Origin of the sequence: Paenibacillus cisolokensis, from assembly GCF_050481165.1 — a bacterium.
In the GTDB taxonomy this organism is placed as follows: Bacteria; Bacillota; Bacilli; order Paenibacillales; family Paenibacillaceae; genus Paenibacillus_AH; species Paenibacillus_AH cisolokensis.
Map to the genome: position 1 here is coordinate 1 of NZ_JBCNFP010000171.1, position 8,351 is coordinate 8,351.

Genomic DNA, 8,351 nt, shown 5'->3' on the forward strand with positions numbered 1-8,351 from the left:
TGCCCGCCCCGCTGCGCGTCTGGGCGGGCACCGCTCTCGCGCTCGCGGCGCTGGCCGCGGCGCTGACGCTGTCCGAGCGCGTGCTGTCCGCCGTGCTCGCTCCGTTGCCGCCGCGGGCCGCGGCGGCGGTGCAGGCGCTGACGGGCACGGCCGTTGGCGCCTGCGTATTCGCCGCCGTGCTGCTGCGCAGCGGCGGCATCGGCGCGCGCGAATGGCGCGCGCTCCCGGGCGGCGCTGGCCTCGCCGCGCGTCTGCGCCGCTGGCGGCTGCTGCCGCGCGGCGAATAGCGGGCTTACGGCAAGCGCCGCCCGTCCGGGCCCCGCGAAGCCGGCTTTGCCCGCGCAATATCTGAGCCAGCGCTTACGAAGCCGCTTTTCCGGCGGAAACGTGATAGGAGGTTTACATACCATGAAACCGCACATTATCGTAGCCGGCCTCGGCTCCGGCGACGCCGACCAGCTGACGCTGGGCGTATGGAAACAATTGCAGGCCGCTCCCGTCGTACGGCTGCGCACCGAACGCCATCCGATGGTGAAGCTGCTGCGCGAGAACGGCATCGCCTACCGCTCTTACGACGAGCTGTACGAGCGGTTCGACTCGTTCGACGACGTCTATGAAGCAATCGCCGCCGATCTGATGGAGGAAGCGCGGCGCCTTTCGTCCGCCGCTCCGCCGGGCACGGAGGATGCGGCATTGTTGGCCGCGCATTCGGTATTTTATGCCGTTCCGGGTCATCCGATGGTGGCGGAGCGGACCGTGGCGCTGCTTAAGGAAAGATGCCCGCGCGAAGGGATCGAATACACCATTATGGGCGGCGAAAGCTTCCTCGATCAGGCCTTTACCCGTCTCGGCTTCGATCCGATCGAAGGGTTCCAGCTGCTGGACGCGCAAGATGTGACGCCGGCGAAGCTGCGTCCGGACATCCATACCGTCGTTTGCCAGGTGTACGATACGTTCACCGCCTCCGATGTAAAGCTGGCGCTGATGGAAGTCTATCCGGACGAGCATACCGTCATCGTCGGCCATGCGCTTGGCGTGCCCGGGGAAGAGCGGATCGCCGCCGTTCCGCTGTTCGAGCTGGACCGGTCGGCGGATTTCGGCAACCTGTCCCTCGTTTACATCCCTCGTTCGGACGATGCCAGCCTGCGCAACCGGACGTTCGAACGGCTGCACGAGATTGTGGCCATATTGCGCAGCCCCGAAGGATGCCCGTGGGACCGCGAGCAGACGCATCAGTCCATTCGGAAAAACTTTATCGAGGAAACGTACGAAGCGATCGAAGCGATCGACAACGACGATCCTGCCGGCATGATGGAGGAGTTCGGGGACGTGCTGCTTCAAGTTATGCTGCATTGCCAGATGGAAGAGGAGACCGGAACGTTCTCGGCGTACGATGTGATCCAGGCGTTGAACGAGAAGCTCATTTTCCGCCATCCGCATGTATTCGGAGAGGCCGGGGCAAGCGATGCCGAGGAAGCGCTGCGCAATTGGGAACGGATGAAGGCGGAAGAGAAGCGCCGCAAGGGCGCCGATCCTGATCGGCAATCGGTGCTCGACGGCATTCCGGCCGATTTGCCGGCGCTCATGAAAGCGTACAAGCTCCAGAAGAAAGCGTCCAAGGTCGGCTTCGACTGGGACCGGGTCGACGATGCGCTGGACAAGATCGAGGAGGAATTGCGGGAGCTGCGCGAAGCGGTCCGTAGCGGCGATGCCGCTTCGCAATCCGGCGAGCTCGGCGACCTGCTGTTCGCCGCGGTCAACGCGGCGCGCTTTATCGGTGCCGATCCGGAAGAAGCGCTCGCGCGAACGAATCAAAAATTCCGCAAACGGTTCTCTTATATCGAAGAACAGCTTCGTATAAACGGGCGAAATTTTGACCAGACTGACCTAACAGAAATGGATCGCTGGTGGGAAGAGGCGAAAAACCGCGTATAGTCTAGCCGGTGAAATTTGCGCCGCTTTTCGGAAGCCTGACAAAAAAATTTCGTCATCTGGGAGGATTTTTCCGGTTGCAGGCAGAAGTAATAGACTTGTGCGCCTTGTAAGGATATAAGGAAGCGTGCGTCCCCGGACGATGCTTTGCTTATATTTCAACGCGAAAACGACGCTTCTCCGGCGAAGCCGTTTACGCTTGGCCCGAGCAAATTGCTGTCATTTTGGATTGAATGTTAGGAGGAAGAAGGAATATGAACAAAACGGATCTGATCAACAACATTGCAACGAAAAGCGGTCTGTCGAAGCGCGACGTGGAATCGGTGCTCAACGGTTTTCTGGGCGAAGTGACCGAAGCTCTTGCAAACGGCGATAAAGTGCAACTGATCGGTTTCGGCACGTTCGAGACCCGCAAGCGTTCCGGCCGTGTAGGCCGCAACCCGCAAACGGGCAAGGAAATCACCATTCCGGAATCGAAGGTTCCCGCTTTCAAAGCCGGCAACAAACTGAAAGAAGCGATCAAGTAATTGCGTCTGGACAAATTTCTCAAGGTTTCGAGGCTGATCAAGCGGCGCACCGTGGCCAAGGACGTGTCCGATCAGGGGCGGATTTGGATTAACGGCAGGGAAGCCAAAGCGAGCAGCGCCGTCAAAGTCGGCGACGAGCTCAAAATTCAATACGGTCATAAAATCGTCACTGTCCGCGTCGAACAGCTGGCGGAAACGACCCGTAAAGAAGAGGCGGAACGGATGTACACCTTGCTTAAGGAAGAAGAACGTCCCCGCGAAGATCGAATCGATGAGGCTTGAAGAATGAAACCGCCTGCGGCAGCTTTTCCGCTGCCCGCAGGCGTTTTTCATTTCGGCGCGGCCGGTCGGCCCGGCCATGCGGCTTAATTTCGGATGATGACCGACGTACCGAGCGGAATATGGCGGTAAAGCCATTCCACGTCCCGGTTATGCATCCGCACGCATCCCGAGGAAGCGCTGCTGCCGATCGAATACGGCCGGTTCGTGCCGTGAATGCCGTACGTGTAGCCTCCGGTGCCGGGAACGTTGAGCCCGATCCATCGCGTACCGAGCGGATTGCGGGGATCGCCGCCGGGGATCTGTTTTCGAATATACCACGGGTTGACGGTTTTCGCCACGATGCGGAATTGGCCGGTCGGCGTCAGATGGATGTTGCGCCCGGTTGCGACCGTAAAGCGGTAAACGGCGTATCCGTTCATCATAACGAGAAGGAAATTGTCGCTTTTGTCAATCATCAGATACACGCTCTCCTCCTCCAATTGTTCGGCGGACTGAACGGAAGAGGGAGCCCCGGCCGCTGTATAATCGGAGATCAGGATCTGCAGCATAAGCGCAAGGAACACCATCATGTACAGTATCTTTTTCAATCAACCTCATCCTCGTTCGGGAATTGAATGATCCATCGTTCGGTTCGGAACAGCCTTCCTTATTGTGAGCTTCGCGTCATTTCGATATTCCCCTTATGCCCGCGTATGCGGACGGTTCTAAACCCCGTCCCTTTCCCATAAGCTAGTCTCAAAGGGAGGGACGAGTCGATGAACGATCAGGTCAAGGATCAGAAGCGCCAGGAAGTCAAGATGCTGAATCGCAAGCTGCTGGAAATGACCGGCGTGCGGAATGTGGAAAGCTTCGACAGCGAAGAATTTTTGCTGGAAACCGTACTCGGTTTCCTTACCATTAAAGGGCAAAATTTGCATATCAAGCATCTCAGTCTGGAGCAGGGGCTTGTCGCCATCGAAGGGCTGGTTCATTCTCTGACCTATTTGGACGGAAACGCCCATGCCAAATCCAAAGGCTTGCTAGGGAAGTTGTTCAAGTGAGTCTCGACGCACAAGGTTGGACATTGGCGATGATGCTGCTCTCCGGCCTCGGCATGGGCCTCGTCTTCGACGGCTATCGGGTCATCTCGAACGAATTGAGGTTCAGCCGCTGGTGGATTCCGGTCCTCGATTTGCTCTATTGGACGGCGGCGACGATCATCGTATTTCGGGTGTTGTTCGAAAGCAACGACGGCGAGGTGAGAGCCTACGTCTTTCTCGGGCTGCTGATCGGCATTTGCTGTTACTTCTGGTTGTTCAGCCGGCCTGTCATTGCGCTCGTTCGCTGGCTGATCCGCGCCGTACGGAAAATGCTGCATATCGGGGCCAGTATTTTCGAACTGGTAATCATTAAGCCTTTATTCCTAATTTACCGTCTAGCCCGGGTAATATTGGGGTTTTTGGCCGCGCTTACTATTTTCCTCTTTAAAATTGTGTTACAATTGACACGTCCGCTCTGGCTTCTGCTAGGCTGGCTGCTCGGTCCGGTCCTCCGTCCGCTTGGGCGGCTGCTGGCTCCTGTTGCAGTCTGGTGGGACAAGGGAAAACGAGTTCGGGCGGTCGGCGGATTTTTCTCCCGTCTGTGGAAACGATGGTTTTAAGGAGGTACATGCATGACGTACGCCAACTCCAAACAAGCAGCCGGCAACTCGGGTGCGAAACGACGGTTGAAGCTGTGGGCGATCGTCATCACGCTCTTCATGGGCTGGGCTGGATATACGCTGGTCAACCAGGCGAAGCAGCAAGAGGAGACGGCGATGCGTCTTGCTGCCATCCGGAACCAACTGGCGGAAACCCACAAGGAAAATAACGGGCTCCGGAAGCAAGTGGAACGGCTGAACGACCCGGAATATATCGAGCAATTGGCCAGAAAAGAACAGGGAATGGTCAAGAAGGGCGAGATTCAAATCCAAGTTGTGGAATAAGCGGGAATACCGCTGCAAAACGGGTGAACGTCTGTTGACCTTGCTTTCGCCATTCGGTTATAATCACGGTAAGAAGGCTTCTTCAAAGGGCATAGCTGCCCGCTGCATGCTTAGGCTTGCCGAAGGCTGACTTCGCAAAAATTTTAGGGAGGAACATTTTATTTTATGGCAATTGAAGTGGGAGCCAAATTAGAGGGCAAAGTGACAGGCATTACGCATTTCGGGGCATTCGTCGATTTGTCGGGAGGTGTCACAGGGCTCGTTCACATTTCCGAGATTGCCGATAATTACGTCAAAGACGTCAAAGATCATTTGAAGCTTGACGATATTGTCACGGTCAAAGTAATTAACGTGGACAAAGACGGAAAGATCGGACTCTCCATCAAACAGGCGATTGACCGGCCCGAAGGGCAGCCTGCACCACAGCGGGAACGCTTCAATCGCGGAGGCGGCGATCGCGGAGGACGTCCTTTCAAGCCGTCATCCGGCCGGGCTCCTTACAACAAGGCGTCTTTTGAGGATAAAATGTTACGCTTCCTGAAAGACAGTGAAGAACGCATTTCGTCTCTGAAGAAGAATACCGAGGGCAAACGCGGAGGCCGCGGCGCCAAGCGGGTATAAGGATATAAATCGAACAAACGGCAGAACCTCAGACGGTTCTGCTTTTTTTGCGTCTTCCGGCCGTATGCCGAAAACTTTTCCCGATACATCCAGCATTCCCGACACGATAAGCCGCTGTTTCGTCAAGGTTTCCGGCACGGGTTTCGGCGAATGCTCCCGCCCGCAGTCGGCGGGAAGCTGCCGGCGATTAACGTTTCGTCCCGGTCGGGACAAGGGTTTGCGGCTCATACGACACAGGCGCGAAGGCATGCGCGCTTTTGTCGGAAAAAACTTTTGGACAGGCTACGTCATCTGACAAACTTTATAAAAACCAACTCCTATAATGAGGGAACATCTCAATTTTTTCGAAATGGTGGTGCTGTAGCGATGGACAAAAATCAGGTCGTGATGTTCCCCGGATCGCGTCGGACAAGCTTCATGCAGACGGCGATTCGCAAAGGGCGGGAATCGGCGGCTTCCAGCCGGATCGTCCGCGCCTTATCGGCGAAAAAGTGGACGCTGCTGCTGGTAGCTATCGGATTTCTGCTCGGTCGGGCCGTATTGCTGGAATCGCTTATGCCGTTTGCGGCCGCCTATTTCGCCGTTATCCACTTCATGCGCAAGGATGCCGGCCGCTGGGTCGCGCTTTCGCTGGTGGCCGGCAGCTTCTTCGCGATGACGCCCGAGCCGGTTTGGATCGCCATGGAGCTGGCGGTGCTGTACCTATTGATAAGAGGGATGGAGGCTTATGAAAAGTCGGAAATATCGTACGCGCCGCTGCTCGTGTTTATGGCCACGCTGCTCGTCAGACTGTTCGATGCGTTTATCGACAAGGCGCTCGGCTGGTACGACTTGACGATGATCGGCGTCGAAGCGTCGCTCGCTTTCGTATTGACGCTTGTGTTTATGCAAGCCGTGCCGGTGCTGACGATGACGCGCAAGAGCGCTTCGCTCAAAAACGAAGAAATTATTTGTCTCATGATTCTGCTTGCGTCGGTCATGACAGGGGCGGTCGGCTGGGTCGTTTACGGTATGTCGGCGGAACATGTCATGTCCCGCTACGTGCTGCTGCTGTTTGCCTTTGTCGGCGGAGCGCCGCTCGGCACTGCGGTCGGCGTCGTCGCCGGACTGATTCTCAGCCTGGTCGATCTGGGCGCCGTCGTGCAGATGAGCCTGCTTGCCTTCGCCGGTTTGCTGGCCGGCCTGCTGCGCGATGCGGGCAAGATGGCTGTCGCTTTCGGGATGCTGCTCGGCACATCCATTCTATCCGTATATGTCGGCAATCAGACCGATGTTATGGCTTCCGTCTGGGAGTCGGTCGCGGCGGCGGCTTTATTCCTGATGACGCCCAAGGGGGTGATCCGCACGATCGCCCGTTATGTTCCCGGCACGCACGAGCATGCCAAGTCCCAGCATGAATACGCCAAACGGGTAAGGGAGGTGACCGCGCAACGGGTCGCGCAGTTCTCGGAAATTTTTCGCCAATTGTCCCGCAGCTTCGGCCCCATCCAGCCGGAGACGGGCGGGGAGAATCGAAGAGAGGAGGAGATCGGACATTTTATGAATGCGGTTGCGGAGCGGACGTGTGCCAGCTGCCACCGCCAATCGATGTGCTGGGAGGGCAAATTTTATCAAACGTATCAAATGATGACCGATATGATGACGGCGGTGGAAGAAGGCCGGCCGCTCGGAAACAAGGACCTGCCGAAAAGCTGGAACAGGCATTGCGGCAGGACGCAGCAGGTGCTTGACGTGATGCGGCAGCAATACGAACTGTACCGCAACGATCAACGTTGGCGCAAGCAGCTTGCGGAATCGCGCCAGCTTGTGGCTGAGCAGCTGTCCGGCGTATCGCAGGTTATGGAGGACCTGGCACGCGAAATCAAGCGCGAAGGCCAGACGCTGCATTTGCAGGAAGAGCAAATCCGGGAAGCGCTGGAAGGTCTCGGTTTATCGATACAGGGCGTCGATATTATCAATTTAGAAGAAGGGAATGTTGAAATTGAAGTATACCATACGTTTAGCAGAGGTTACGACGAATGCCGGAAAATTATTGCCCCGCTTCTCTCCGATATCCTCGGCGAAAATATCGCCGTCAAATCCGAGCGCTACCCGGAGAAGAATGGCGACCCTGTACTTGTCGTCTTCGGCTCTGCCAAGGAATTCGAAGTGGAAACTGGCGTTGCGGGCGCGGCCAAAGGAGGCGATTTGCTCTCGGGAGACAGCTTCAGCACGGTCGAGCTCGGCAACGGCAAATTCGCCGTCGCCATCAGCGACGGAATGGGCAATGGCGAGCGGGCCCGGCTCGAGAGCAGCACCGCGCTGACCATTTTGCAGCAGCTGCTGCAGTCGGGCATGGACGAGAAGCTGGCGATCAAGTCGGTCAATTCGGTCCTGATGCTGCGGTCGTCCGACGAAATGTTCGCCACGGTGGACGTGGCGCTGATCGATTTGTATACGGCCAAGACGACGTTTATGAAGATTGGATCGACGCCGAGCTTTATTAAACGGGGAGGAGAGGTAATCCAAATATCGGCCAACAATTTGCCGATCGGCATCTTGCAGGAACTGGACATCGATCTCGTTTCGGTTCAGCTTCAACCCGGCGATACGCTGATTATGATGACGGACGGCATTTTCGACGCGCCGGGTTACACCGTCAACAAGGAGCTGTGGATGAAGCGGGTCATTCAGGAGATTGTGGCGGAGGATCCGCAAGAGATTGCGGACACGCTGCTGGAGCGGGTCGTCCGGCATCACCAGGGGGAAATTGCCGACGATATGACCGTCGTCGTCGCCAAGGTGGACCGGCATCGTCCCGAATGGGCTTCGTTCCGCTGGCCGGGGCTGTCCAGGCTGGAGCGCCCGCGAACCGTAAGCTGAACGGCCGATAGCGGCGGAGGTTGTTCCCGGGGAATGTCATCTTCCGATGACGCCTTGAGGGGAACAACCTTTTTTTGCGTTGGAGGCCTTTTGCTCCGTGCCGGCCGCGGCGGTTTTGATTTTTATTTCCTATGTTGTTTATAATAACTGGACAGTGAAAAGTT

9 protein-coding genes and 1 pseudogene are annotated in these 8,351 nt (G+C 56.9%); 9 read left to right on the forward strand and 1 reads right to left on the reverse strand.

The features are described from left to right. The 4 genes and pseudogenes from ABEV74_RS22400 to ABEV74_RS22415 all read left to right on the forward strand — a co-directional run. Nucleotides 1-287: pseudogene (locus ABEV74_RS22400) on the forward strand (polysaccharide biosynthesis protein); the annotation flags it as partial. Between the two features lie 121 nt (nucleotides 288-408). Continuing rightward, entirely contained in the window at nucleotides 409-1,935 is a 1,527-nt protein-coding gene (gene yabN, locus ABEV74_RS22405; RefSeq protein WP_062489633.1) for a bifunctional methyltransferase/pyrophosphohydrolase YabN, read from the forward strand. 251 nt (nucleotides 1,936-2,186) lie between these two features. Beyond that, nucleotides 2,187-2,459 (forward strand): HU family DNA-binding protein, encoded by a 273-nt coding sequence (locus ABEV74_RS22410; RefSeq protein WP_062489631.1) that lies wholly within the window; start codon nucleotides 2,187-2,189, stop codon nucleotides 2,457-2,459. Continuing rightward, the gene (locus ABEV74_RS22415) at nucleotides 2,460-2,741 is read left to right on the forward strand and encodes an RNA-binding S4 domain-containing protein (protein WP_062489629.1); all 282 of its coding nucleotides are present in this window, start codon (nucleotides 2,460-2,462) and stop codon (nucleotides 2,739-2,741) included. A gap of 83 nt (nucleotides 2,742-2,824) precedes the next feature. On the opposite strand, the gene ABEV74_RS22420 is transcribed toward ABEV74_RS22415, so the two are convergent. Next, complete coding sequence (locus ABEV74_RS22420) at nucleotides 2,825-3,289, reverse strand: L,D-transpeptidase (RefSeq protein WP_430149801.1); 465 nt, start codon at nucleotides 3,287-3,289, stop codon at nucleotides 2,825-2,827. A gap of 207 nt (nucleotides 3,290-3,496) precedes the next feature. Here ABEV74_RS22420 and yabP point away from each other — a divergent pair, with 207 nt between their 5' ends. The 5 genes from yabP to spoIIE all read left to right on the forward strand — a co-directional run bounded on the left by yabP (nucleotide 3,497) and on the right by spoIIE (nucleotide 8,187). Then, on the forward strand, nucleotides 3,497-3,781 hold the full coding sequence (gene yabP / locus ABEV74_RS22425) for a sporulation protein YabP (RefSeq protein ID WP_430149786.1): 285 nt from the start codon (nucleotides 3,497-3,499) through the stop codon (nucleotides 3,779-3,781). Further along, nucleotides 3,778-4,380: a spore cortex biosynthesis protein YabQ gene (gene yabQ / locus ABEV74_RS22430; RefSeq protein ID WP_430149789.1), complete on the forward strand. Its 603-nt coding sequence runs from the start codon at nucleotides 3,778-3,780 to the stop codon at nucleotides 4,378-4,380. Before yabP ends, yabQ begins: the two co-directional genes overlap by 4 nt. Before the next feature lie 12 nt (nucleotides 4,381-4,392). Then, on the forward strand, nucleotides 4,393-4,704 hold the full coding sequence (locus ABEV74_RS22435; protein ID WP_430149792.1) for an FtsB family cell division protein: 312 nt from the start codon (nucleotides 4,393-4,395) through the stop codon (nucleotides 4,702-4,704). Nucleotides 4,705-4,869: 165 nt separating this feature from the next. Continuing rightward, complete coding sequence (locus ABEV74_RS22440) at nucleotides 4,870-5,325, forward strand: S1 domain-containing RNA-binding protein (protein WP_430149795.1); 456 nt, start codon at nucleotides 4,870-4,872, stop codon at nucleotides 5,323-5,325. Between the two features lie 366 nt (nucleotides 5,326-5,691). Beyond that, on the forward strand, nucleotides 5,692-8,187 hold the full coding sequence (spoIIE, locus tag ABEV74_RS22445) for a stage II sporulation protein E (protein WP_430149798.1): 2,496 nt from the start codon (nucleotides 5,692-5,694) through the stop codon (nucleotides 8,185-8,187). Nucleotides 8,188-8,351: the final 164 nt, after the last annotated feature.

Coding starts and splice junctions, on each gene's coding strand:
- yabN (WP_062489633.1), top strand. CDS start 409: ATGAAACCGCACATTATCGTAGCCGGCCTCGGCTCCGGCGACGCCGAC.
- ABEV74_RS22410 (WP_062489631.1), top strand. CDS start 2,187: ATGAACAAAACGGATCTGATCAACAACATTGCAACGAAAAGCGGTCTG.
- ABEV74_RS22420 (WP_430149801.1), bottom strand. CDS start 3,289: ATGCTGCAGATCCTGATCTCCGATTATACAGCGGCCGGGGCTCCCTCT.
- yabP (WP_430149786.1), top strand. CDS start 3,497: ATGAACGATCAGGTCAAGGATCAGAAGCGCCAGGAAGTCAAGATGCTG.
- ABEV74_RS22435 (WP_430149792.1), top strand. CDS start 4,393: ATGACGTACGCCAACTCCAAACAAGCAGCCGGCAACTCGGGTGCGAAA.
- ABEV74_RS22440 (WP_430149795.1), top strand. CDS start 4,870: ATGGCAATTGAAGTGGGAGCCAAATTAGAGGGCAAAGTGACAGGCATT.
- spoIIE (WP_430149798.1), top strand. CDS start 5,692: ATGGACAAAAATCAGGTCGTGATGTTCCCCGGATCGCGTCGGACAAGC.